21 protein-coding genes are annotated in these 24,167 nt (G+C 68.0%); 9 read left to right on the forward strand and 12 right to left on the reverse strand.

Going from position 1 to position 24,167, the window contains the following annotated elements; all coding sequences use genetic code 11:
* The 7 genes from gyrA to dnaA all read right to left on the reverse strand — a co-directional run.
* A partial coding sequence (gene gyrA, locus AOK15_RS08620) for a DNA gyrase subunit A (RefSeq protein WP_240508353.1) occupies window positions 1–2,114 on the reverse strand: 2,114 nt, incomplete at its 3' end.
* 42 nt (window positions 2,115–2,156) lie between these two features.
* A complete protein-coding gene (gene gyrB, locus AOK15_RS08625; protein ID WP_055514467.1) occupies window positions 2,157–4,226 on the reverse strand; it encodes a DNA topoisomerase (ATP-hydrolyzing) subunit B in 2,070 nt (689 codons plus the stop codon).
* A 384-nt stretch (window positions 4,227–4,610) separates the two neighbouring features.
* Entirely contained in the window at window positions 4,611–5,144 is a 534-nt protein-coding gene (locus AOK15_RS08630) for a DciA family protein (RefSeq protein WP_185093667.1), read from the reverse strand.
* A complete protein-coding gene (gene recF, locus AOK15_RS08635) occupies window positions 5,141–6,265 on the reverse strand; it encodes a DNA replication/repair protein RecF (RefSeq protein ID WP_055514469.1) in 1,125 nt (374 codons plus the stop codon). The genes AOK15_RS08630 and recF overlap by 4 nt, the downstream gene beginning before the upstream one ends.
* A 109-nt stretch (window positions 6,266–6,374) precedes the next feature.
* A complete protein-coding gene (gnd, locus tag AOK15_RS08640) occupies window positions 6,375–7,250 on the reverse strand; it encodes a phosphogluconate dehydrogenase (NAD(+)-dependent, decarboxylating) (protein ID WP_055514471.1) in 876 nt (291 codons plus the stop codon).
* Window positions 7,251–7,463: 213 nt separating this feature from the next.
* The gene (gene dnaN, locus AOK15_RS08645) at window positions 7,464–8,594 is read right to left on the reverse strand and encodes a DNA polymerase III subunit beta (RefSeq protein ID WP_055514473.1); all 1,131 of its coding nucleotides are present in this window, start codon (window positions 8,592–8,594) and stop codon (window positions 7,464–7,466) included.
* Window positions 8,595–9,673: 1,079 nt separating this feature from the next.
* Window positions 9,674–11,653, reverse strand: coding sequence for a chromosomal replication initiator protein DnaA (gene dnaA, locus AOK15_RS08650; RefSeq protein WP_055514475.1), 1,980 nt, complete (start codon window positions 11,651–11,653; stop codon window positions 9,674–9,676).
* 418 nt (window positions 11,654–12,071) lie between these two features.
* On the opposite strand from dnaA, the gene rpmH reads away from it, so the two are divergent.
* The 9 genes from rpmH (at window position 12,072) to AOK15_RS08690 (ending at window position 19,022) form a co-directional block, all read left to right on the forward strand.
* Window positions 12,072–12,209, forward strand: a complete 138-nt coding sequence (gene rpmH / locus AOK15_RS41845) for a 50S ribosomal protein L34 (RefSeq protein WP_015659252.1) — start codon at window positions 12,072–12,074, stop codon at window positions 12,207–12,209.
* 21 nt (window positions 12,210–12,230) lie between these two features.
* On the forward strand, window positions 12,231–12,602 hold the full coding sequence (gene rnpA, locus AOK15_RS41850; RefSeq protein WP_079049646.1) for a ribonuclease P protein component: 372 nt from the start codon (window positions 12,231–12,233) through the stop codon (window positions 12,600–12,602).
* The gene (gene yidD, locus AOK15_RS08660; protein ID WP_055514477.1) at window positions 12,599–12,952 is read left to right on the forward strand and encodes a membrane protein insertion efficiency factor YidD; all 354 of its coding nucleotides are present in this window, start codon (window positions 12,599–12,601) and stop codon (window positions 12,950–12,952) included. Before rnpA ends, yidD begins: the two co-directional genes overlap by 4 nt.
* A gap of 3 nt (window positions 12,953–12,955) precedes the next feature.
* The gene (gene yidC / locus AOK15_RS08665; RefSeq protein ID WP_055514479.1) at window positions 12,956–14,233 is read left to right on the forward strand and encodes a membrane protein insertase YidC; all 1,278 of its coding nucleotides are present in this window, start codon (window positions 12,956–12,958) and stop codon (window positions 14,231–14,233) included.
* 15 nt (window positions 14,234–14,248) lie between these two features.
* Entirely contained in the window at window positions 14,249–14,761 is a 513-nt protein-coding gene (locus AOK15_RS08670) for a Jag family protein (RefSeq protein WP_055514481.1), read from the forward strand.
* Window positions 14,762–14,876: 115 nt separating this feature from the next.
* The gene (gene rsmG / locus AOK15_RS08675) at window positions 14,877–15,593 is read left to right on the forward strand and encodes a 16S rRNA (guanine(527)-N(7))-methyltransferase RsmG (RefSeq protein ID WP_055514483.1); all 717 of its coding nucleotides are present in this window, start codon (window positions 14,877–14,879) and stop codon (window positions 15,591–15,593) included.
* Between the two features lie 316 nt (window positions 15,594–15,909).
* On the forward strand, window positions 15,910–16,983 hold the full coding sequence (locus tag AOK15_RS08680; protein WP_079058376.1) for a ParA family protein: 1,074 nt from the start codon (window positions 15,910–15,912) through the stop codon (window positions 16,981–16,983).
* Entirely contained in the window at window positions 16,980–18,080 is a 1,101-nt protein-coding gene (locus tag AOK15_RS08685; protein ID WP_055514487.1) for a ParB/RepB/Spo0J family partition protein, read from the forward strand. Before AOK15_RS08680 ends, AOK15_RS08685 begins: the two co-directional genes overlap by 4 nt.
* A gap of 324 nt (window positions 18,081–18,404) precedes the next feature.
* Window positions 18,405–19,022 carry a GNAT family N-acetyltransferase gene (locus AOK15_RS08690; protein WP_055514489.1) on the forward strand — a complete coding sequence of 206 codons (618 nt, stop codon included), beginning with the start codon at window positions 18,405–18,407 and terminating at the stop codon, window positions 19,020–19,022.
* A gap of 133 nt (window positions 19,023–19,155) precedes the next feature.
* Here the strand turns inward: AOK15_RS08690 and trxA are convergent, their stop codons facing one another.
* From trxA to AOK15_RS08715, 5 genes are all read right to left on the reverse strand, one after another.
* The gene (gene trxA, locus AOK15_RS08695) at window positions 19,156–19,488 is read right to left on the reverse strand and encodes a thioredoxin (protein WP_055514491.1); all 333 of its coding nucleotides are present in this window, start codon (window positions 19,486–19,488) and stop codon (window positions 19,156–19,158) included.
* Window positions 19,489–19,529: 41 nt separating this feature from the next.
* Window positions 19,530–20,501 carry a thioredoxin-disulfide reductase gene (trxB, locus tag AOK15_RS08700; RefSeq protein ID WP_055514493.1) on the reverse strand — a complete coding sequence of 324 codons (972 nt, stop codon included), beginning with the start codon at window positions 20,499–20,501 and terminating at the stop codon, window positions 19,530–19,532.
* 167 nt (window positions 20,502–20,668) lie between these two features.
* Window positions 20,669–21,610 carry an anti-sigma factor family protein gene (locus AOK15_RS08705; protein ID WP_055514495.1) on the reverse strand — a complete coding sequence of 314 codons (942 nt, stop codon included), beginning with the start codon at window positions 21,608–21,610 and terminating at the stop codon, window positions 20,669–20,671.
* Entirely contained in the window at window positions 21,607–22,320 is a 714-nt protein-coding gene (sigM, locus tag AOK15_RS08710) for an RNA polymerase sigma factor SigM (protein WP_055514497.1), read from the reverse strand. The genes AOK15_RS08705 and sigM overlap by 4 nt, the downstream gene beginning before the upstream one ends.
* A gap of 24 nt (window positions 22,321–22,344) precedes the next feature.
* A complete protein-coding gene (locus tag AOK15_RS08715) occupies window positions 22,345–24,069 on the reverse strand; it encodes a protein kinase family protein (RefSeq protein ID WP_055514498.1) in 1,725 nt (574 codons plus the stop codon).
* Window positions 24,070–24,167 lie beyond the last annotated feature (98 nt).

The following is a 24,167-nucleotide window of genomic DNA, read 5'->3' on the forward strand; positions in this document are numbered from 1 at the left end:
CGGCCCATGGGCCGCAGCGCGTCGTCGGTCGCCGTGAAGCGGATCGACTGCGCCTTCTTGCTGATCAGAAGGATGTCATCCTCTGCCGACACGAGTTCGGCTCCGATCAGTTCGTCATCGGAACCGTCCTCCTTCTCACGGAGGTTGATCGCGATGACGCCGCCGGAACGGGGCGAATCGTAATCCTTCAGAGGCGTCTTCTTCACAAGACCACCCTTGGTGGCGAGCACCAGGTACGGCGTGGCCTCGTAGTCGCGGATCGCGAGGATCTCCGCGATCGCCTCGTCCGGCTGGAAGGCCAGCAGGTTGGCGACGTGCTGTCCACGCGCGTCACGTCCCGCGTCCGGCAGCTCGTAGGCCTTGGCCCGGTACACACGGCCCTTGTTGGTGAAGAACAGCAGCCAGTGGTGGGTCGTGGACACGAAGAAGTGGTCGACGATGTCGTCTTCCTTGAGCTTCGCGCCGCGTACGCCCTTGCCGCCGCGCTTCTGCGCCCGGTAGTCGTCGGCCTTGGTGCGCTTGACGTAGCCGCCGCGGGTGACCGTGACGACGATGTCCTCCTCGGCGATGAGGTCCTCGATGGACATGTCGCCGTCGTAGGGGACCAGCATCGTCTTGCGGTCGTCGCCGTACTTCTCGACGATCGCGGCGAGTTCGGCGCTGACGATCCCGCGCTGGCGGACCGGGGACGCGAGGATCTCGTTGTACTCGCTGATCTTCGCCTGGAGTTCGGCGTGCTCCTGGAGGATCTTCTGGCGCTCCAGGGCGGCCAGTCGGCGCAGCTGCATCTCGAGGATCGCGTTGGCCTGGATCTCGTCGATCTCCAGGAGGTCCATCAGGCCGGTGCGCGCGATGTCGACGGTGTCGCTGCGCCGGATCAGCGCGATGACCTCGTCGATGGCGTCCAGGGCCTTCAGCAGACCGCGCAGGATGTGCGCGCGCTCCTCGGCCTTGCGCAGCCGGAACTTCGTACGGCGGACGATGACCTCGATCTGGTGCGTCACCCAGTGGCGGATGAACGCGTCCAGGGAGAGCGTGCGGGGCACGCCGTCGACCAGCGCCAGCATGTTGGCGCCGAAGTTCGTCTGCAGGTCGGTGTGCTTGTACAGGTTGTTCAGCACGACCTTGGCGACCGCGTCCCGCTTCAACACGATGACCAGGCGCTGGCCCGTGCGGGAGGACGTCTCGTCACGGACGTCGGCGATGCCGCCGATCTTGCCGTCCTTGACGAGGTCGGCGATCTTCTGCGCGAGGTTGTCCGGGTTGACCTGGTACGGCAGTTCGGTGACCACCAGGCACTGTCGGTTCTGGATCTCCTCGACCTCGACGACCGCGCGCATCGTGATGGAGCCGCGACCCGTGCGGTACGCCTCCTCGATGCCCTTGCGGCCGACGACCAGGGCGCCGGTCGGGAAGTCGGGGCCCTTGATGCGCTCGATCAGGGCGTCCAGGAGCTCCTCGTGGGATGCCTCCGGATTCTCCAGGTACCACTGCGCGCCGGCCGCGACCTCGCGGAGATTGTGCGGCGGGATGTTGGTGGCCATGCCGACCGCGATACCGGCCGAGCCGTTGATCAGCAGGTTCGGGAAGCGGGCCGGCAGGACGGTGGGCTCCTGGGAGCGGCCGTCGTAGTTGTCCGTGAAGTCGACGGTCTCCTCGTCGATGTCACGGACCATCTCCATCGACAGCGGCGCCATCTTGCACTCGGTGTAGCGCATGGCCGCCGCCGGGTCGTTGCCCGGAGAGCCGAAGTTGCCGTTGGAGTCCACCAGCGGCATGCGCATCGACCACGGCTGCGCGAGGCGGACCAGCGCGTCGTAGATCGAGGAGTCACCGTGGGGGTGGTAGTTGCCCATGACGTCGCCGACGACGCGGGCGCACTTGTAGAAGCCCTTCTCGGGCCGGTAGCCGCCGTCGTACATGGCGTACAGGACACGGCGGTGGACGGGCTTGAGACCGTCGCGTACGTCGGGCAGCGCCCGGGACACGATGACGGACATCGCGTAGTCCAGGTACGAGCGCTGCATCTCCGTCTCGAGCCCGACGGGCTCGATGCGCACGGTGGTCTCGCCCTCGTTGGGGTCAGGCGTGACAGGGGTGGTCTCGTCGGCCATTGCTGGTGGGGATCCTTCCTGGTGCGGTCAGCTGAGACCGACTCAGATGTCGAGGAAGCGGACGTCCTTGGCGTTGCGCTGGATGAACTGGCGCCGGGCCTCGACGTCCTCGCCCATGAGCACCGAGAACAGCTCGTCGGCCTGGGCGGCGTCGTCGAGCGTGACCTGGCCGAGGACACGGTGGTCCTGGTCCATGGTCGTGATGCGCAGCTCCTCGGCGTTCATCTCGCCGAGACCCTTGAAGCGCTGGATCGAGTCTTCCTTGATCCGCTTGCCGTTCTGCCGGCCGAGCTCGATCAGGGCGTCGCGCTCACGGTCCGAGTAGGCGTACTCGAAGTCGTCCCGGCCCCACTTGATCTTGTAGAGCGGCGGACGCGACAGGAAGACGTGTCCGGCCTCGACCAGCGGGCGCATGAAGCGGAACAGGAAGGTCAGCAGCAGGGTGTTGATGTGCTGGCCGTCGACGTCGGCGTCCGCCATCAGGATGATCTTGTGATAGCGGAGCTTCTCGATGTCGAAGTCCTCGTGGACCCCGGTGCCGAAGGCGGAGATCAGCGCCTGGATCTCCTGGTTCTGCAGGATCTTGTCGATCCGCGCCTTCTCGACGTTGAGGATCTTGCCGCGGATCGGGAGGATCGCCTGGTACTGCGGGTTGCGGCCGGACTTGGCCGAGCCGCCGGCGGAGTCACCCTCGACGATGAAGATCTCGCACTTGGTGGGGTCGTTCGACTGGCAGTCGCTCAGCTTGCCCGGCAGGGACGCCGTCTCCAGCAGGCCCTTGCGACGGGTGAGGTCACGGGCCTTGCGGGCCGCCACGCGCGCGGTGGCCGCCTGGATCGACTTGCGGATGATGTCCGCGGCCTCGTTCGGGTTGCGGTCCAGCCAGTCGGTGAGGTGCTCGTGCACGACCTTCTGCACGAAGGTCTTCGCCTCCGTGTTGCCCAGCTTGGTCTTGGTCTGGCCCTCGAACTGCGGCTCGCTCAGCTTGATCGAGATGATCGCCGTCAGACCCTCGCGGATGTCGTCACCCGTGAGGTTGTCGTCCTTCTCCCGCAGCAGCTTCTTGTCGCGCGCGTAGCGGTTGATCAGACCGGTGAGCGCCGCGCGGAAGCCCTCCTCGTGGGTGCCGCCCTCGTGCGTGTGGATGATGTTGGCGAAGGAGTACACACCCTCGCTGTAACCGCTGTTCCACTGCATCGCGATCTCGACGGACAGGTGCTTGTCCTTGTCCTCCGCCTCGAAGTCGACGACGGAGGGGTGCACCACGTCCCCCTTGCGGGAGTTGAGGTGCTTCACGAAGTCGACGATGCCGCCCTCGTAGTGGTACGTGACGGTCTTGACCTCGTGCTTCTCGTCCTCGCCGGCCTCGTCCGCCCCCGCGGTGGCCTTCGCGGACTCGCGCTCGTCAGTGAGTTTGATCGTCAAACCCTTGTTGAGGAACGCCATCTCCTGGAAGCGCCGCGAGAGCGTCTCGAAGGAGTAGTCGGTGGTCTCGAAGATGTCCGGGTCGGCCCAGAAGGTCACCGAGGTGCCGTGCTCCTCCGTGGCCTCGTGCTTGGCCAGCGGGGCCGTGGGGACGCCGAGCTTGTAGTCCTGCGTCCAGCGGTGGCCGTCGGTCTTGACCTCGACGGCGACCTTGGTCGACAGGGCGTTGACGACGGAGACGCCCACGCCGTGCAGACCGCCGGAGACCGCGTAGCCTCCGCCGCCGAACTTGCCGCCCGCGTGCAGGACGGTCAGCACGACCTCGACGGCCGGCTTGCCCTCCGACGGGACGATGCCCACAGGGATGCCTCGGCCGTTGTCCACGACGCGCACGCCGCCGTCGGGCAGGATCGTCACGTCGATCGTGTCGGCGTGCCCGGCCAGGGCCTCGTCGACGGAGTTGTCGACGACCTCCTGCACCAGGTGGTGCAGGCCACGCTCACCGGTCGAGCCGATGTACATGCCGGGCCGCTTGCGGACCGCGTCCAGCCCTTCGAGGACGGTGATGGCGCTGGCGTCGTACGCCGAGGATGAGGCCTCGGCCGTTCCGGCCAGGGCCTCGGTGGACGGGATGTTCTCGTTGGGGTTGCCGGAATCGGCCACGAAGCGCCCTTTCTGGCACAGCACAAGCCAGACTCCCGGCGGGTTTGCCGGAGCGGCTGCGGCATGTTGCGGTGGAAGCCTTTGTCAGCGTTGCACAGTGTTTCCGAAGCGGTCCCCACGAATGGGGCGGGTTTCGCTTCCAGTCTACCGGTAGCGCCGACAGTGATGGGGGTTTGCCGGTACCTGAGTCCGCATGTGCCGCCCTCAACCGGTCCTTCCCGACTCCCCATATGCGGAGCGGGGCTCCAAGAGGCTCACGGAGGCACTCAGCGCTTCCGGGTGTCAACCCTTTGCTACCCCAGGGTCAGGTAGGAGTTCGCATCCGCACGCGACCGTGCGCGCGGGGTCACAGGGGGGTGCGACCAGGCAGCCGACGGCTTCCGGGAGAGCGTCAAAATGTGACTACGGTCACCCGTAGGTATCGCCGGGACCGGTGCTCCCCGGAGCCCGCAGCGGGCCGTAGCGGTGGGCGGGACCACCGGGTCCGTGAACCTTGAGCAGCCGTACGGTGCCGTGGCCGAGATCCTCGTTGAGCCGGGCGACCAGCTGCGGGGCGAGCAGGCGCAGGTTCGTCGCCCAGGCCGTGGAGTCGCACCGCACGTGCAGGACCCGCTCGTCCTCGTCGTACCGCTCGGGAACGCAACGCCGGGCCAGGTCCTCACCGACGATCTGCGGCCAGCGGCCCATCACCCCGCCGACGGCGGCCGGCGTCTCCCAGCCCCGCTCGGTGATGAGCCGGTTGATGGCGGAGCCGAGAGCCATCGGGTCCCGGCCGTCCCGGCGGGCGCCGGAGCGCAGACCGCCGCCTCGCCGCGCCTGGCTCTTCTGCTGCGCCGCGTCCCCACGCGCGCGTGCGGCCTCCTTGGCGGCGCGCAGCGCCACGCGCGCGAGGTCCACACCGGACGGCTCGGGAGTCTTCGGGCTCCCCTCGGATCCGCTCATACGCGCTCCACCGTCCCGTCGGACACGGCGAACCGCGTCCCCGTCAGTACGCCGGGCACGTCGTCGTCGACCGCGGCGGTCACCAGGACCTGCTCGCCCGGGGCGACCAGCTCGGCCAGCCGCTCCCGCCGTCGCGCGTCCAGCTCGGCGAAGACGTCGTCGAGGATCAGCACCGGTTCGTTGCCCTCGGCCCGCAGCAGGTCGTAGGAGGCGAGGCGCAGCGCCAGGGCGTACGACCAGGACTCCCCGTGGGAGGCGTATCCCTTGGCGGGCAGCTGACCGAGTTTGAGCACCAGGTCGTCCCGATGGGGACCGACGAGCGTGACGCCCCGCTCGATCTCCTGCTTGCGGGCCTCGATCAGGGCAGCCGTCAGCTGCTCGTACAACTCCTCGCGCGCGTGGCCGACGATCCCCGGCGAGGAGGGCTTGTATTCCAGACCGATGGGGCCGCCGCCGGGGGCCAGCTGCTCGTACGCCTTGTCGGCCAGCGGCTGAATGGCGGCGACCAGGTCCTGGCGCTGGGCGAGCAGTTCGGCGCCCACGCGCGCGAGGTGCTGGTCCCAGACGTCGAGCGTGGACAGGTCCATGCTGCGGCCGCCGTGCCGACGGGCCAGGGCGGCCGTCTTGAGGAGGGTGTTGCGCTGCTTGAGGACCCGCTCGTAGTCGGAGCGCACACCCGCCATGCGCGGCGCCCGCGCGGTGATCAGCTCGTCGAGGAAGCGCCGCCGCTCACCGGGGTCGCCCTTCACCAGGGCGAGGTCCTCCGGCGCGAACAGCACGGTCCGTACGATGCCGAGCACATCACGCGGCCTGACCTGCGACGACCTGTTGATGCGGGCGCGGTTGGCCTTGCCGGGGTTCAGCTCCAGCTCGACCAGCTGCTGCCGCTCGCCCTGCCGCACCTGGGCCCGGATGACCGCCCGGTCGGCGCCCATGCGGACCAGGGGCGCGTCGGAGGAGACGCGGTGGCTGCCGAGGGTCGCCAGGTAGCCGACGGCCTCGACCAGGTTCGTCTTGCCCTGTCCGTTGGGGCCGACGAACGCGGTGACGCCCGGGTCGAGCGGGACCTCGACCCGGGCGTACGAGCGGAAGTCGGCCAGCGACAGATGCGTGACGTGCATGGTCGGGTGCCGACCTCCCCCAGGGTTGTGGACCGCGGTGCGGTCCTGTGGATGACTTCTCGTCGACGGTAGTGGTGTTCGTGCCCTTCGCGGGCCGTGGGGGCGCGGGTTACTTCTTCTCGACCGCGTGGCCGCCGAACTGGTTCCGCAGCGCCGCGATCATCTTCATCTGCGGGGAGTCCTCCTGGCGCGACGCGAACCGCGCGAAGAGGGAGGCCGTGATCGCGGGCAGTGGCACGGCGTGGTCGATGGCGGCCTCCACGGTCCAGCGGCCCTCGCCAGAGTCCTGCGCGTACCCCCGGAGCCCGTCGAGGTGCTCGTCCTCGTCGAGGGCGTTCACGGCCAGGTCGAGCAGCCAGGAGCGGATGACCGTGCCCTCCTGCCAGGAGCGGAAGACCTCACGGACGTCCGTGACGGAGTCGACCTTCTCCAGCAGCTCCCAGCCCTCGGCGTACGCCTGCATCATGGCGTACTCGATGCCGTTGTGGACCATCTTCGCGAAGTGCCCGGCGCCCACCTTGCCGGCGTGCACCGCTCCGGAGTCACCTTCGGGCTTCAGCGCGTCGAAGACCGGCTGCACCTTGGCCACGTTCTCCGCGTCGCCGCCGTACATCAGCGCGTAGCCGTTCTCCAGGCCCCAGACGCCGCCGGAGACACCGCAGTCGACGAAGCCGATGCCCTTGGCCGCCAGCTCCTCGGCGTGCTTCTCGTCGTCCGTCCAGCGCGAGTTGCCGCCGTCCACGACGACGTCGCCGGGCTCCAGCAGCTCGGCCAGCTCGTCGATGGTCGACTGGGTGGCGGCCCCGGCCGGGACCATCACCCACACGACGCGGGGGCCCGCGAGCTTGCCCACAAGCTCTTCGAGGCTGTGGACGTCGGCGAGATCCGGGTTCCGGTCGTATCCGATGACGGTGTGGCCCGCGCGGCGTATCCGCTCGCGCATGTTGCCGCCCATCTTGCCGAGGCCGACGAGACCGAGATCCATCAGTTGTTCCTTAGGTTGCGACGTGGCATGAGGGCACTGCGTACCCATGCACGAGCCTAAACCCGGACGCTCACGCACATCTGTGGGCATACCCGCTCATAGGTACACCCCGACCTGCGCTTTCGCACCGAGGGCCCGGTGATCCACCGGGCCCCGCAGCGCTGTGGACGGCCTCTGGCCGCCCGACGGCGGCGAGAGCGGTCGCTCGGCGGGTCAGCCGCTGAGCCGCACCGGCATGATCAGGTACTTGTAGGCCTCGTCAGCCTCCGCGTCCACCGCCGGCTTGCCGCTGAGCAGCGCGGGCTTGGTGGACGTCGTGAAGGACAGCTGGGCGACCGGGGAGTCGATGGCGCTCAGGCCGTCCAGCAGGAACGTCGGGTTGAAGGCGATCGAGATGTCGTCGCCCTCCAGCTGGGCGTCGACCCTTTCCACAGCCTGTGCGTCGTCGCTGGAGCCTGCCTCCAGGGTCAGCACGCCCTGCTCGAAGCTGAGCCGCACCGGGGTGTTCCGCTCGGCGACCAGGGCCACACGCTTGACGGCCTCCACGAAGGGGGCGGTCTCGATCACGGCCACGCTGTTGAACTCGGTCGGGAACAGCGTGCGGTACTTCGGCAGGTCACCCTCGAGGAGCCGGGTGGTCGTCCGGCGTCCGGCGCCCTCGAAACCGATCAGGCCCTCGCCGGAGCCAGAGCCGGAGAGCGCCAGGATGACGCTGTCGCCGCTCGTGAGCGCCTTGGCGGTGTCCAGGAGCGTCTTGGCGGGCACCAGGGCGACCGCGGAGGCGTCCGGGTTCTCCGGCTTCCACAGGAACTCGCGGACCGCGAAGCGGTAGCGGTCGGTGGAGGCCAGCGTGACCGTGTCGCCCTCGATCTCGATGCGCACACCGGTCAGGACGGGCAGCGTGTCGTCACGCCCGGCGGCGATGGCGACCTGGGCGGCGGCGGAGGCGAAGACCTCGCCGGGGACGGTGCCCGTGGCGTTCGGCATCTGCGGCAGGGACGGGTACTCCTCCACAGGCAGTGTGTGGAGGGTGAACCGCGAGGAGCCGCAGACCACCGTCGCCCGTACACCGTCTGTGGAAATCTCCACCGGGCGGTTGGGGAGGGCGCGGCAGATGTCCGCGAGGAGACGGCCCGAGACCAGGACAGTGCCCTCCTCCTCGACCTCCGCCTCCACGGACACCCGCGCGGAGACCTCGTAGTCGAAGCTGGACAGGCTCAGCTGGCCTTCCTCGGCCTTCAGAAGGAGGCCGGCGAGGACAGGCGCCGGCGGACGGGCCGGGAGGCTGCGCGCCGCCCAGGCCACGGCCTCCGCGAGTACGTCGCGTTCCACCCGGATCTTCACTGTTGCCGCCTCCTGCTGTTGCCGGCGCTTCTCGGCCTGCCTGGCTTCGTCGTCTGTCGCGGTGTCGCTGGTTCCTGTGAGGGGAAGGACACCGGGGAACAGTCTGACGCACGCCACTGACACTCGGAGCCTTCCGGGGTCAAGTCGTGACGAGGCGCGGTCGGGCAGCCAAGAGCGAGTTGTGCACAGGGCCCCCTTCGAAACGGATTCCCAGCTCTCTCTAGTTGGGAGTAGTAGTAGGGGCTGTGGAAACCGTGGATAACCGCGTTTGCGCAGCTCAGGCGGCAAATTTTATCCACTGACCCTGTGGGTGGAGGCGGTGGACAACCAGGCCGGTCTGTGGAGAACAGAAAGTTCTGCACACACCGTGCACAGCGGGACGGCACTTCTCCCCAACCGCGTCCCCAGGTTTACCCGTCTTACCCACAGCCCAACCAGGCAACTTCATGTGACGCCTTTCACTCGACGCGGTGAGAAGGCCGGTTTCCTTGCCGAACAGTGGACAGGCATGTGGAGAAGCTGGGGATCGCTGGGGACAACCGGCCGCAGGCTGTGGGTTGCCGGTGGACAACTCTGTCCACAGTCTGTGGATCTTCGCTTCGTCCACAGTCTGTGGAGATCGTTCGTCCACCAATCCACAGGCTGTTGACCTGGCCTGATGATCCCTCACCAGGCTGCCCTGTGGACATGATCTGCATAACTTCCCGGTCCCCAGGGTGTGGACGGGAGAAAGTCCCCGAATCTGTGGAGGACGGCCGTAACGCGGCAGGTATTCGAACACCGGCTGACGACTCGATGACGCGGGGCGCCCGCCGCGGAGCCCCTGCGGATGCTCGGGGAGCCTCCGAGCAAGGGGTCGGGGAAGGGGCGGAAACCTCGCGGAGGCGTCTGGGGAAGGGGCCGGGGAAGCTACTGACAGGCTCCTGGGAACGACGGACCAGGCCGCCGGGAACTACGAGCCAGGCTCCTGAGAACGGCGAGCCAGGCTCCTGGAGACGACGAAAACAGCCTCGGGAACGCCGAAGACGCCCTCGGGAACTCGTCCCGGGGCGCCCTCGGCGGGTGGCAGGGCCTGGGCCTCAGCCGTTCTTGATGCGGTTCGTCAGCTCGGTGACCTGGTTGTAGATGGAGCGGCGCTCGGCCATCAACGCGCGGATCTTGCGGTCGGCATGCATCACGGTCGTGTGGTCCCGGTTGCCGAACTGCGCGCCGATCTTCGGCAGCGACAGATCAGTCAGCTCACGGCACAGATACATGGCGATCTGCCGGGCGGTCACCAGGGCACGGCCGCGTGAGGTGCCGCACAGGTCCTCGACCGTGAGCCCGAAGTAGTCGGCCGTCGCCGCCATGATCGCTGTAGCGGTGATCTCGGGGGACGCGTTCTCCCCGCCGGGGATCAGATCCTTGAGGACGATCTCCGTCAGCCCGAGGTCCACCGGCTGCCGGTTGAGCGACGCGAACGCCGTCACCCGGATCAGCGCGCCCTCCAGCTCGCGGATGTTGCGCGAGATCCGCGAGGCGATGAACTCCAGCACCTCCGGAGGGGCGTTGAGCTGTTCCTGCACCGCCTTCTTGCGGAGGATCGCGATACGAGTCTCCAGCTCGGGCGGCTGGACGTCGGTGATCAGCCCCCACTCGAAGCGGTTCCGCAACCGGTCTTCCAGCGTGACCAGCTGCTTCGGCGGCCGGTCGCTGGAGAGCACGATCTGCTTGTTCGCGTTGTGGAGCGTGTTGAATGTGTGGAAGAACTCCTCCTGCGTCGACTCCTTGTCCGCCAGGAACTGGATGTCGTCGACGAGCAGGATGTCCATCTCGCGGTAGCGCTTGCGGAAGCTGTCGCCCTTGCCGTCGCGGATGGAGTTGATGAACTCGTTGGTGAACTCCTCCGAGCTCACGTACCGCACCCGCGTGCCCGGGTAGAGGCTGCGCGCGTAGTGCCCGATCGCGTGCAGCAGGTGCGTCTTGCCGAGGCCGGACTCGCCGTAGATGAAGAGGGGGTTGTACGCCTTCGCCGGCGCCTCCGCGACAGCCACCGCGGCGGCGTGCGCGAAGCGGTTCGAGGCACCGATGACGAACGTGTCGAAGAGGTACTTGGGATTCAGGCGGGCCGTGGGCTCGCCCGGACCGGTCGCGGGCGCCGGCTGCGCGGCCAGCGGACCGGGCGCACCACCGGCCGGACCGCGGTCCCGATGCGCACCGGGACCCCCCGGCGGCGGCTCGGGAAGCTCACGCCGGTCCGGCCGCTGGTCGTAGTCGCCGCCCGGCCGGTCGTAGTCGGAGCGAGGCTTGTCGTAGTCGCCGCGCGGCGCGTCGTACTCCGGGCGCTGGTCGTAGGGCGGCCGCTCCATCGACTGCGGACGGTAGTCCGACGACGGCGACGCGTACGGGTCCCGCTCCGGGAAGCCGAGCCGCTGCTGCTGCCAGCCGTAGTCGTCCTGCGACGGCCGGGGCCAGGCGCCGGGCTCGGGGCGCTGGTACTCCGACGGGTACGCGGGACGCGCGGTCGGCAGCTGGTCACCGCGGCCGGTGGGCAGCTGGTCGCCCGCACCGCCGGTGCCCCGGTCGTCGGCGCGATGGCGGCCGTAGCTCTCGTACGGGTCGCGGCCCTGGCCGTCGTACGAGTTCTGATGGTCGTAGGAGCTCTGGCTGTCGTACGGACCACGCGCGTCCCGCCCGCTGTCGTACGGGTCCCTGCCGTCGTAGGAGTCGCGGCTCTGCCCCGGGCCCGAGGGGTGCTCGGGCTCCTCGAAGCGTGACTGGACCGGCGGCGCCGGCGTCTCGCCGACGGAGCTGTCCACTGTGATCGCGATCCGGATCGGGCGGCCGCACTCCCGGCTCAGGGTCTCGCTGACGATCGGCGCGAGCCGGCCCTCGAGTACGCCCTTCGCGAACTCGTTCGGAACGGCGAGCAGAGCGGTGTCCGCTACCAGCGCGAGCGGCTGGCAGCGTCTGATCCAGCGCTCGTCCTTGACCTCGACCCCTTGGCCTCGGCCCTCACCCAGAAGTTGTTCCAGTACTCGTGGCCACACTGCGGCAAGATCGGCAGGTACGTCAGCCACAGGGCACGCTCTCTCACAGGTCCCACGAACGTGTGGTTCTGGGACGGGGGTCGGGATGGAACTCGGGTGGTGCGCTCGGGACCAGGTCTGGTGGGTCGGTCGGTCACCCAGCAGCCGAGGAATGGGAACGAATCGGAGTTCCGTCACGGTAGTCACGGCGGCCGGTACGGTTCAAGTTGTTGTCCCCAGCCTGTGGATAGTGTCCCTCCGTGACCTCTGGTTTGACCGGATGGCGCAGCCGCGCGTACCGTAACCAGGTCGAGTTGTCGATGGCTGCTGCCGCCTGCCTCCGATGGGCACAGATCGCGTCAGGTGATCGGAAAGCGGTGCACTCGGGCGTTAATACGAGCTACTCGTGGGCGCACGGTGACAGCCAGGACGGCACCCCGCAACTACCGATTTATTCTGGAGCCCCCGAGTGAGCAAGCGCACCTTCCAGCCGAACAACCGTCGTCGCGCGAAGACCCACGGCTTCCGTCTGCGGATGCGTACCCGTGCCGGTCGCGCGATTCTCGCGAACCGTCGTGCCAAGGGTCGCGCGAGCCTGTCCGCCTGATCCCGGTCAGGTCATGCCGTCGTGCTGCCCACCGAGAACCGGCTGAGGCGGCGCGAGGACTTCGCGACCGCGGTACGACGAGGGCGTCGGGCCGGACGCCCGCTCCTCGTCGTTCACCTACGTAGCGGTTCCATGGACCCGCACGCGCCTGGGGAGAGCGCTCCCCCGACGCGTGCGGGTTTCGTCGTGAGCAAGGCCGTCGGCGGTTCGGTCGTCCGCAACAAGGTGAAGCGCAGGCTTCGCCATCTCATGCGCGATCGGGTCGCCCAGTTTCCCCCCGGTAGCCTGGTAGTCGTACGAGCGCTGCCCGGTGCGGGCGACGCCGACCACGTACAACTGGCCCAAGACCTGGATGCCGCCATACGACGGCTGCTGGGAGGGGGCGCACGATGAAGTACCCGCTGCTGGCGCTGATCAAGCTGTACCAGTGGACGATCAGTCCGTTGCTCGGGCCGGTGTGCAAGTACTACCCGTCGTGCTCCCACTACGGCTATACGGCCATCGACCGCCACGGTGCGATCAAGGGCACGGCCCTCACGGCCTGGCGCATCCTGCGGTGCAACCCGTGGTCGCTCGGCGGTGTGGACCATGTCCCGCCGCGCAAGCGTCCGCGGTGGCACGAGATGGTGCGTGGTGCGTGGCGCGCACGCAAGGGCGGGTCCTCCGCCGCCGAACCGGCCACCGAGGGGCACACCCCTTCGAGCCCGGCCGCCGAGAGCCCGTCCCATGCCCAAGGAGCATGATTAGTGGACACGATTGCCAGTCTCTTCAGCTTCATCACGACACCCGTCTCCTGGGTCATCGTCCAGTTCCACACGGTGTACGGCGCCCTCTTCGGCGATGACACCGGGTGGGCCTGGGGCCTGTCCATCGTGTCCCTGGTGATCCTGATCCGGATCTGCCTGATCCCGCTCTTCGTGAAGCAGATCAAGGCGACGCGGGCCATGCAGACGCTCCAGCCCGAGATGAAGAAGATCCAGGAGCGCTACAAGAACGACAAGCAGCGTCAGTCCGAAGAGATGATGAAGCTGTACAAGGAGACGGGCACCAACCCGCTCTCCTCGTGCCTTCCCATCCTGGCGCAGTCCCCGTTCTTCTTCGCCCTGTACCACGTGCTCAACAGCATCGCGAACAACGACACCATCGGTGTCATCAACGAGAGCCTGCTGCAGAGCGCGCAGAAGGCGCACATCTTCGGCGCCCCGCTGGCCGCGACCTTCACGGACAGCGCGGCCGAGGCGTCGGCGCTCGACGCTTCCATCACCACGGTCCGCATCGTGACCGCGATCATGATCGTCCTGATGTCGCTGTCGCAGTTCTACACGCAGCGTCAGCTGATGACGAAGAACGTCGACACCACGGTGAAGACGCCGTTCATGCAGCAGCAGAAGATGCTGATGTACATCTTCCCGATCATGTTCGCCGTCTTCGGCATCAACTTCCCCGTCGGTGTCCTCGTCTACTGGCTGACCACCAACGTGTGGACCATGGGCCAGCAGATGTACGTCATCCACAACAACCCGACCCCGGGTTCCAAGGCCCAGGCCGCGTACTTGGAGCGCCTCCTCAAGCACGTCACGCGCCACGGCAAGACCCGCAACCGGCGTGAGCGCGCCATCGTCAAGGCGATCGTCGTCAAGGGCCGTGACCGCAACGAGTACGAGCGGAAGTTCATCAACGGTCTGAACAAGGAGGGCCTCGCGGCCCAGACCGACGGAACCGTGATCAAGGGCGAGGCCTCGGCCGTGGCCACCGCCGAGGACGGTACGCCGACTCCCGCCAGGCGTCAGCAGCCCAAGCGCCAGACCAAGGCCCAGCGTCAGGCCGGTGTCACGAAGACCGCCGACGACGCCGAGCAGCAGAGCGCGCCCACCTCGCTCAGCAAGTCCGACGAGCCCGAGGACGCCACGCCGGCGGCCGCAGCCAAGAAGGCGGCGCCCAAGCCCGGAACCAGCGGCCGCAGCAAGGCCCAGTCCGGTCAGCGCAAGGGCCAGCAGCGCCCCAAGTCCCCGTCCAAGAAGTAAGAAGGAGCCCATCCCGTGACGGAAGGCACCACCTCCGCCGCCTCCGAGGGTGGAGACACCCTGACCCGCCTGGAGCAGGAGGGTGAGATCGCGGCGGACTACCTGGAAGGTCTGCTGGACATCGCCGATCTCGACGGCGACATCGACATGGACGTCGAGGCCGACCGCGCCTCTGTCTCGATCATCAGCGACAGCGGCAGCCGCGACCTGCAGAAGCTCGTCGGCCGGGAAGGCGAGGTGCTCGAGGCACTCCAGGAGCTCACGCGCCTGGCCGTGCACCGCGAGACCGGTGATCGCAGCCGCCTGATGCTCGACATCGCCGGCTACCGCGCCAAGAAGCGTGCCGAGCTCTCCGAGCTGGGTGCCAAGGCCGCGGCCGAGGCGAAGAGCACCGGTGAGCCCGTCAAGCTGAAGCCGATGACGCCCTTCGAGCGCAAGGTCGTGCACGACGCGGTCAAGACCGCGGGCCTGCGCAGCGAGTCCGAGGGCGAGGAGCCCCAGCGCTTCGTCGTCGTGCTGCCTGCCTGATTCGGTACGTACGTCTCTCCGGCCCCGTCTGCCCGCAGGCGGGGCCGAACTTTGTCAGCCTGTTGTTCTGGTGTCAGCGCACAGTGCGCTCTTGCGGTACGGAAGGACGGTCCCCGTGACGGAGGCAGCGGAGCTTCCCCCTGCGCCCGAGCAGGCGCGCGACGTATTCGGTGATCGCTACGCGGACGCGGTCCGGTACGCCGAACTGCTGGCGGAAGCGGGAGTGAAGCGGGGGCTCATCGGCCCGCGGGAAGTACCTCGGCTGTGGGAGAGGCACCTGCTGAACTGCGCGGTGCTCTCCGAGGTCGTCCCCGAGGGAGTGACGGTCTGCGATGTCGGCTCCGGTGCCGGTCTGCCCGGAATCCCGCTGGCGCTCGTTCGGGACGACCTGAAGATCACGCTGCTGGAGCCGCTGCTGCGGCGCACCAACTTCCTGACCGAGGTCGTGGAGCTGCTGGGCCTCGACCACGTCACGGTGCTCCGAGGCCGTGCCGAAGAAGTCCTCGGCACGCTCCAGCCGGTCCACGTGGTGACAGCACGGGCCGTGGCTCCCCTGGACCGACTGGCCACCTGGGGCATTCCGCTCCTGCGTCCGTACGGAGAGATGCTGGCGCTCAAGGGCGACACCGCCGAGGAGGAGCTCAAGAGCGCGGCCACGGCGCTGAGCAAGCTCGGCGCGGTGGAGACCTCCATCCACCATGTCGGCGAGGGCGTGGTGGATCCGCTCTCCACGGTCGTCCGTGTGGAGGTCGGCGAGAGCCCGGGTGGTGTCCGCTTCGCAGCGAAGCGAGCGAAGGCGGCCCGGACGGGACGGGCCCGCCGACGTCGTTGACGGCGATGCTCGGCGAGCGGCCACTGGCCTTGTCGCTCGACACGCGGGCTGATCCGTCCTGACGACGAGGCATACTCCACACAAGCCCCCAACCTACGCATGTCGGAGTGTCGCGCGGTGGTGGCCTGAGCGGCTATGCATCGTGTTTCACGTGAAACGTCGCTCATTGCTACACGGCATCATCGGCCGTGGCCGCGCCGCGGCCGAACCGCGCGACCGGAAGCCTCTCGGGTCACTCGGAGAGGCGAGGGAGATTTCCACAGAGGTGGATTTCTCCACAGAACCCCAGGCCTCACTGGTTCACGACCCCGAAGACATGGGAGGCTCTGTTCATTGCGAGCCTGAAGTCGAGGAGAGTGAATCCTTGCGGTCCGACGCCAACATCGCGGGACCGATGACCGATCCGGTCCCCGGTCCCCGTACCGAATCGATGGGGGAGGATGTTTCACGTGAAACACCGCCCCCAATGGACGACACTCCCATCGGTCGTGCTGCTCAACTGGCGGTAGAGGCTCTGGGCCGCGCCGGGGAAGGGCTGCCCCGGCCTGAGCAGACTCGGGTCATGGTGGTCGCCAACCAAAAGGGCGGTGTGGGCAAGACCACGACCACGGTCAACCTCGCCGCATCGCTGGCTCTGCATGGCGCCCGTGTTCTGGTGATCGACCTGGATCCCCAGGGCAATGCCTCCACCGCGCTGGGGATCGACCACCACGCCGAGGTGCCGTCCATCTACGACGTGCTGGTCGAGAGCAAGCCTCTGGCCGAGATCGTCCAGCCCGTTCCCGATGTCGAGGGACTCTTCTGCGCTCCCGCCACGATCGATCTCGCCGGTGCGGAGATCGAGCTGGTGTCCCTGGTGGCCCGTGAGAGCCGACTCCAGCGAGCGATTCAGGCGTACGAGCAGCCGCTGGACTACATCCTGATCGACTGTCCTCCCTCGCTCGGCCTGCTGACAGTCAACGCATTGGTGGCCGGCCAGGAAGTCCTCATCCCGATCCAGTGCGAGTACTACGCACTGGAGGGCCTCGGCCAGCTGCTCCGCAACGTCGACCTGGTGCGGGGGCACCTCAACCCCACCCTCCATGTGTCGACCATCCTGCTCACCATGTACGACGGCCGGACGCGTCTTGCCTCCCAGGTCGCCGACGAGGTACGCAACCACTTCGGCGACGAGGTGCTGCGGACGAGCATTCCGCGCTCTGTCCGTATCTCGGAGGCCCCCAGCTACGGGCAGACCGTGCTGACTTACGATCCAGGATCGAGCGGTGCCCTCTCCTACCTTGAGGCGGCACGAGAAATCGCGCTGAAGGGCGTCGGCTTGGGCTATGACCCGACGCACGCCCACATTGGCGCACAGAACAACCCGAGCATGGTGGAGGGGATCCAGTGAGCGAGCGACGGAGGGGGTTGGGCCGTGGTCTCGGCGCACTGATCCCTGCAGCCCCAACTGGGGAGAAGGCGGCGCCGCCGGCCATCGGTGGACCCGCGTCCCCCTCCCCGGCAGCGGTACCGGTTCTCACCCAGGAACGTGGGGTGGCGGCCGCGAGGGTGGCCACGCTGCCCCATGTTTCACGTGAAACAGAGGAGCTGCCTTCGAACGGCGGCGTCGAGGTGCCCGCAGCACCTATCGGCGCCCACTTCGCCGAGCTGCCCCTCGACTCCATCACGCCGAACCCGCGGCAGCCCCGTGAGGTGTTCGACGAGGACCTCCTCCAGGAGCTGGTCACCTCCATCAAGGAAGTCGGCCTTCTCCAGCCCGTCGTCGTGCGGCAACTGGGGCCGGCCCGCTACGAGCTCATCATGGGTGAGCGGCGCTGGCGCGCCTGCCGTGAGGCCGGCCTGGAGGCGATCCCGGCGATCGTGCGTGCCACGGACGACGAGAAGCTTCTTCTGGACGCCCTCCTGGAGAACCTTCACCGGGCTCAGCTGAACCCGCTGGAAGAGGCCGCCGCCTACGACCAGTTGCTCCGGGACTTCAACTGCACGCACGACCAGCTGGCGGACCGCATCGGTCGGTCCCGTCCTCAGGTCTCCAACACCCTGCGCCTGCTGAAGCTTTCGCCTGCAGTGCAGCGTCGTGTGGCCGCTGGTGTGCTCTCCGCCGGGCACGCGCGGGCACTGCTCTCGGTCGAGGACTCGGAGGAGCAGGACAAGCTGGCGCACCGGATCGTGGCTGAGGGGCTTTCGGTGCGAGCGGTCGAGGAGATCGTCACGCTCATGGGCTCGCGGCCCAAGACGACCTCACGCTCCAAGGGACCGCGCGCCGGCGCGCGTGTCTCCCCCGCGCTGAGCGATCTGGCGACCCGGCTCTCGGACCGCTTCGAGACCCGGGTGAAGGTCGACCTGGGCCAGAAGAAGGGAAAGATCACAGTCGAGTTCGCCTCGATGGAAGATCTGGAGCGCATCCTGTCGTCGCTCGCCCCGGGTGAAGGACCCGTCCTTCAGCGGAGCCTGCTGGACGACGACAGCGACGAGAGCGAAGCCTGAACCGTCGATCGGTAGGACGCCTGTCGGCTGGTCGACCGCATGAGCGGGCAGTGTCCGATGTATACCGGACACTGCCCGCTCTTTGCTGGCAGGCAGTGTCTAGGCAATCACATCGTCGATACGATGCGGTGGGGTAGGGCGCATCCACCTTGTGACACCTTCATGGGAGGCGGGGGCAATGCGAACCGTGAGCCGTTCCGGTCTGCTGACCGTCGGCCTGGGGCTGGGTGCGATCGGCGGATTCGTCGGCAGCCTGCTCAGGGAGCGAAGCGCTCTGACAGCCGCTCGCGACGCTGCGGGCGTAGGAAGCGAGGAACAGCCTTCATGGGGCGCCGGCTCGTACCGCTCACGCTGGACAACCTTCAGGACCTTCCCCAGCGCTGCCGCTCGTGCGTCTTCTGGGAGTTGGACCCCGTCAGCGGTGAGGCAGCGCTAAAGGCCGGTACTCCCGCACTGGAGAAGGAAGCCTGGATCTCCGCCGTTCTTCTGGACTGGGGGTCCTGCGGACGAGTCGTCTATGTGGACGACGTCCCTGCGGGGTTCGTGCTCTACGCACCGCCGGCCTATGTGCCACGCTCGACGGCGTTCCCGACGAGCCCGGTCTCCCCGGACGCGGTTCAGTTGATGACCGCCTACATCGTGCCCGGCTTTCAGGGGCAGGGGCTCGGTCGGGTGATGGTGCAGACGGTGGCCAAGGACCTCCTGCGGCGAGGCTTCAAGGCGGTCGAGGCCTTCGGTGACGCACGCTGGAAGGAGCCGGCCTGTGTGTTGCCCGCCGACCATCTGACCGCCGTGGGCTTCAAGACGGTCCGTCCTCATCCTGCTTACCCTCGACTGCGGTTGGAGCTGCGGACGACGCTGTCCTGGAAGGAGGACGTCGAGTTGGCGCTCGACCGGCTTCTGGGAGCTGTCCAGAAGGAGCCCGCCCTGCGGCCGCTCTGAGGGCGACCGGGCTGGAACGTGTGTGCAAGCGAGGGGGCCGATCCCGATGGGATCGGCCCCCTCATGTTTCACGTGAAACATCGTCGCCGAGTGACTACGGCGGCACCTTGCGGCGGTGTTGCCTGGCCGACGCCTACTGGGCGATGAAGTCCTGGAGGTCACGCACGATCGCAGCCTTCGGCTTGGCACCGACGATGGTCTTGGCGACCTCGCCGCCCTGGTAGACGTTCAGGGTCGGGATGGACATGACGCCGTACTTGGCTGCCGTGGCCGGGTTCTCGTCGATGTTGAGCTTGACGATCTCGATCTTGTCGCCGTACTCCTGGGCGATCGCTTCGAGGGACGGCGCGATCTGGCGGCACGGGCCGCACCACGCGGCCCAGAAGTCCACCAGGACGGGCTTGTCGTTCTTGAGGACGTCCTGCTCGAAGGAATCGTCGGTCACGTTCTTCAGGGTGCCGGCCACGGCGGGCTCCTAACTGGTTGGTGCGGTGGGGCGGACGGGGGTCAGACGGTGGTCTTCTCGGGCTCGGCAGTCTGCTCGCCGTCCGCGAGGGCGGCGAGGAAGCGCTCGGCGTCGAGCGCGGCGGAGCAGCCGGTGCCGGCCGCGGTGATCGCCTGGCGGTAGGTGTGGTCGACGACATCGCCGGCGCCGAAGACACCGGTCAGGTTCGTCCGGGTCGAAGGGGAGGCGACCTTCAGGTAGCCCTCGTCGTCCAGGTCGAGCTGACCCTTGAAGAGTTCCGTGCGCGGGTCGTGGCCGATCGCGATGAACAGGCCCGTCACCGGCAGGTCGGACGTCTCGCCCGTCTTGAGATTGCGCAGCTTCAGCGCGGCGAGCTTCTGGTCACCCTGGATCTCCGCGACCTCGCTGTCCCAGATGAAGGAGATCTTCGGGTCGGCGAACGCACGCTCCTGCATCGCCTTGGAGGCGCGCAGCGTGTCCCGGCGGTGGACGACGGTCACGGACTTCGCGAAGCGGGAAAGGAAGGTGGCCTCCTCCATGGCCGTGTCACCGCCACCGATCACTGCGATGTCCTGGTCCTTGAAGAAGAACCCGTCACAGGTAGCACACCAGGAGACGCCTCGCCCGGAGAGGGCGTCCTCGTTGGGCAGCCCGAGCTTGCGGTGCTGCGAGCCCGTGGTGACGATGACGGCCTTGGCGCGGTGCACGGTGCCCGCAGTGTCCGTCACCGTCTTGATCTCGCCGGTCAGGTCGACGGCGACGACGTCGTCCGGAATGAGCTCGGCACCGAAGCGCTCGGCCTGGGCCCTCATGTTGTCCATGAGGTCGGGGCCCATGATGCCGTCCCGGAAGCCGGGGAAGTTCTCCACATCGGTGGTGTTCATGAGCGCGCCGCCTGCGGTGACGGCTCCCTCGAACACCAGCGGCTTCAGCGATGCGCGCGCGGTGTAGAGCGCTGCCGTGTAGCCGGCGGGCCCGGAGCCGATGATGATCACGTTACGGACGTCGCTCACGGCTTGATTCCTCGTCTCTGGAGAGTGCTGCGTACTGCCGGTGGGAGCTGCTCTCGGAACTCTCACCCCACCCAACGGATCCTAAGGGGCGCGCATTCCCGGTGTGTCCGGGCACACGGAGACGTCACACCGGACAGGGATGCCAGGGTGGCGCGGCACGCCGTTTCTCAGGGGCGGGCGTAGGTCTGCTTCAGCAGAACCTCTCCGGCGGTTGCCGACGCCTTGCCCACGCAGGAGGCGTCGACGACGTAGGCCGTGACGTGCGAAGTGTCCTCCAGGACGGGCAACAGGACGAGATAGGCGTCCGCCCCCTGATAGGTCCCGGGTTCCGAAGCGATGGCCCCCGTCACGTCGCCGATGCCCTTGGCGATACAAGGGGGCACGTCCTTCGTGAGCTTCGTGGTGGGGTTCGAGTCGAAGTGCTCAGGATCGCCGGGTGCCGTATTGGCGCCGACCGAATCGCGGCTCGGTGCTTCCTTCGTCGTTTGGCCGCCGAGAAGATCGTCCACCCGCTTCTGAAGCTTGACGCCGGAGAACACGTCGGAGGCGGGGCTCTGAGCGCTCGGAGAGTTGTCGCCGGAGCCGCTGTCGTTCATCGACTGGACGAGCAGTACACCGAGTCCCAGAGTGGCGGTCGCGAAGACCGCGGCAAGGATCCTGACGCGGCGAGCGCGTCGCTTGGGTGTGGAGCGGCCCGGCCCCGTGGGCCCCCGGCCATGACCGGAGGGACGATCGGCTGGCGTCGATGTTTCACGTGAAACATGAACACGGTCGTCCGCCCGCGACGTCGTGCCAGTCGTGACAGAGGAGTCGGAGGCTTCGGAGGTCTCTGCGATCTCCGGGTCGGGCGTGGTGGCGCTCAGCAAGGCTTCGGCAGCCAGAGCTGCATCGATCCGTCCCGCTACGTCGTCGGGCATGCGCGAAGGGCCCGGCAGGGTGCCGAGCACGCCGCGGATCTCCTCCAGCGAGGCATGCACATCGGCGCAGAGGGAGCATTCGTCCAGGTGCTGTCGGACGTCCTCGGTACGGGACGGCGGGAGAAGACCTTCGGTGAGGTCGGAGATCTCCTCGACGTCCGGGTGTCCGGCTGTGTCGGTCGTGGATGTCACGCTCGCCCACCTCCGCCCTTCACAGCAGCTGAATCGCTTGGCCCTGCATCATGTGGTCCTGCTGCGGGTGGGACGGATGTCCCCTGCGTCCGGTTCCTTCCGCGCCCTGACTTCTTGCCGCTGTCACCCCCGCCGTCGCCGCGGAGATGGGTCAGCAGCGGCAGAAGTCTGGCTCTGCCACGGGCACAGCGGCTTTTCACCGTCCCGGTCGGGACATCAAGGATCCGAGCGGCCTCCGCCACCGGATAGCCCTGCATGTCCACCAGGACGAGGGCTGCCCGCTGGTCCTGCGGCAGGGTGCCCAGGGCTTCCAGGAGCTCACGGTGCACGTCGTTGCGCTCGGCGGGAGCGGATGCCGACTCGTGCGGCTCCAGGAGCTGCTCCAGCCGCTCGGTGTCGTCGACCGGGGAGGTCTTGCGCGAGGCCGCCTTGCGGGCGCGGTCCAGGCAGGCGTTCACCGTGATGCGGTGCAGCCAGGTCGTGACGGCCGACTGGCCCCGGAAGGTATGCGCGGCCCGATAGGCGGACACCAACGCGTCCTGGACGGCGTCAGCGGCCTCCTCGCGGTCTCCCAGGGTCCGCAGCGCCACCGCCCACAGCCGGTCCCGGTGGCGCCGTACGAGCTCCGCGAAGGCATCGGGGTCGCCCCCGACATGCTGGGCCAGGAGGTCCTGATCGCTCGTCCCGCTATGGTCAGCGACTGGCGCCATCGGACCCCCTTCCTCGAAGAACTCTCAGCCCATGAACTTCACGTCGGTGATCGCCTGCTTGTAGCCGGCGCCACTGAACTGGTCGGGCGCCGACTTGGGCACGGCGGTGAGCCAGACCAGAACGTACCGGGTCTTCACCGGCTTCTTGGCGGAGATCTTCAGGTTGGTCCCGCTGGTCGTGCTCGAGGCGATCTTCGTCATCGAACCGAGGGGGGCGGACGACGAGAGGGAGTCGGCCGCGTAGAGCGTGGCCGATGTGTGATCCCCGGCGTAGTACAGCCCTATCGACGCGGCCGACACCTCCTGGGCGGAGCCCAGGTCGTAGACGATGCCGACACCCTGCTTGTACGGCGCCAGAGTGGGGCCGTCGTTGAAGGAGTAGGTCCGCCAGTACGTGGACCCGCTCTTGTCGTAGGTCAGATCCACGTCGTCGGCGTGCTGCGGCTTCCCGTCCGGGTAGTACTCCACAGCGCCACTGATGCCGAGCTTCCTGAGCGGCTTGGCCGTGCTGTCGCCCTTGTCGTTGTCCGTCGTCTGGCCCGTGTCCGTGTCGTTGGACCGGTCGGCGCGCTCCATCAGGGCGTCCGCCAGTTGCCAGCTGCCCAGGCCGAGCGCGGCGATCAGCAGAGCCGACACCGCCCACTTCAGGGCCTTGCCGGTACGGCTCTGCAGCGGCGGCGGAGGCGTCGGAATGGGCTGCGTGACGCCCGGATGGGGCGACGGACGGCCGTACGTGCCCTGCTGATACGTCGTGCGCTGATAGTCGGGCGGGGCGGTGAACGCCGACTCCGGCGGGCGGATGCGAGGCATCTCACCGATCGCCTTCACCAACTCCTCCGGCGTCGTGCACGGAGACTCGTGCCGCGAGGCGGTGGCGCCATCGTTGGCGAGCGCGCGCATGGAGAGCTCCGACAGACCACGGTGGACGCCTGCCCGCACCTGGTCGGGAGCGATCAGCCCGACGCCCTTGGGGAGCCCGGAGAGGCCGTGCGCGTCGTTCTCATACGGCCAGCGCTGGGTGAGCGACGCGTAGAGCAGTGCGCCGATCGCCTCCGTGTCCGTGCGCTGCGGGGTGTCGGAGCTGATGCCGCGCAGCGCCGCGTTCACCGCCAGGCCGCGGATCCGCCACTGCCCTGCGGCAGAGCGCAGGACGGCGCTCGGGTTGAGCCGGAGGTGGGACAGGCCCTCGCGGTGCGCGGCGGCCATGGCGTGCGAGACCTGCGTGACCATCTGGTAAGCGTCATGCGGTTCCAGCGGGCCGGAAGCGAGAAGCGTCGTCAGTTCCGTGGCGTCGGGAAGCCACTCGTGCACCACGTACACGAGGTCGTTCTCCTCCACGGCATCCAGCACCTGGACGAAGCGGGGGTCGCCCAGCAGCGCCGAGGAACGCGCAGCCGCCAGCACGGCACGGGCGCGTGTGTGGTCGGCCGGCAGGACGTGAACTCCGACCGCACGCCGCAGTTTCTCGTCGACGGCACGCCAACTACTGAAACCGTCCAGACGGGTGACGCACTCTTCGAGGCGGTAGCGCCTGGCGAGCTTGTGACCGCTGTGCAGTTCGGGCGGTGTCGTCCTGGAAGGGCTCTCGGTGTCGCCGCTTCCCTGTGCCTCTTCGCTCGCCGAGCTGTCCGTGTCCCGCTCCCGGTTCTGGGCCTCCCCGTCGGCCGTGGACTGGTCCGCCTGCGCGGTCAGCGGCTCTTCGCCGCTGTTGTCTGCCACGTCGACGGCAGCCGTGCTCCGTTCCGCCACCGTCGTTCCTGCCTCCCCATCCGTTGCGCGCTCTGCGACGCCAAAGCCAATTGTGCCCACAGTCCGCCGCTATGAGCGACACGCGACGACGGACGATG

Origin of the sequence: Streptomyces ossamyceticus (assembly GCF_001418475.1) — a bacterium.
GTDB lineage: Bacteria > Actinomycetota > Actinomycetes > Streptomycetales > Streptomycetaceae > Streptomyces > Streptomyces ossamyceticus.

Excerpts from the sequence above, each read along its gene's own strand:
- AOK15_RS08630 (WP_185093667.1), bottom strand. The coding sequence starts at position 5,144 with ATGAGCGGATCCGAGGGGAGCCCGAAGACTCCCGAGCCGTCCGGTGTG.
- recF (WP_055514469.1), bottom strand. The coding sequence starts at position 6,265 with ATGCACGTCACGCATCTGTCGCTGGCCGACTTCCGCTCGTACGCCCGG.
- gnd (WP_055514471.1), bottom strand. The coding sequence starts at position 7,250 with ATGGATCTCGGTCTCGTCGGCCTCGGCAAGATGGGCGGCAACATGCGC.
- yidD (WP_055514477.1), top strand. The coding sequence starts at position 12,599 with ATGAAGTACCCGCTGCTGGCGCTGATCAAGCTGTACCAGTGGACGATC.
- AOK15_RS08680 (WP_079058376.1), top strand. The coding sequence starts at position 15,910 with ATGGGAGGCTCTGTTCATTGCGAGCCTGAAGTCGAGGAGAGTGAATCC.
- AOK15_RS08690 (WP_055514489.1), top strand. The coding sequence starts at position 18,405 with ATGGGGCGCCGGCTCGTACCGCTCACGCTGGACAACCTTCAGGACCTT.
- sigM (WP_055514497.1), bottom strand. The coding sequence starts at position 22,320 with ATGGCGCCAGTCGCTGACCATAGCGGGACGAGCGATCAGGACCTCCTG.